Below are 255 nucleotides of genomic sequence, written 5' to 3'. Positions count from 1 at the left end.
TTTTAATTTTGCACGTGCTTGAACAAAAGCTGAAGCGGTGGGAGTTTCGACATGGTAGTTCCATTGTTCAAGTAATTCGCTGTTAAGGCTTTGAGCGCCGAATTTAATAATCGATTCAATAACAACCGACATGGGCAGTTTGCGTTTCCGAGTAAAATCAGCGGAAGGATAATAGACATGTTCTTCCCGATTTTGACAAACGGATTGAATCGCTGACTGTAGATATTGATACGTTATTTTTTGATAGTTATTCAC

1 pseudogene is annotated in these 255 nt (G+C 38.8%); it reads right to left on the bottom strand.

Annotated elements, in window-relative coordinates:
• Positions 1–255, bottom strand: a pseudogene (locus tag ACEN33_RS12600) (hypothetical protein); the annotation flags it as partial.

The sequence above is a fragment of the Ruoffia sp. FAM 24228 genome, from assembly GCF_045528575.1.
GTDB lineage: Bacteria > Bacillota > Bacilli > Lactobacillales > Aerococcaceae > Ruoffia > Ruoffia halotolerans.
The sequence above is the reverse complement of the archived record's forward strand: the minus strand, read 5'-3'. Positions and strand labels throughout refer to the sequence as shown.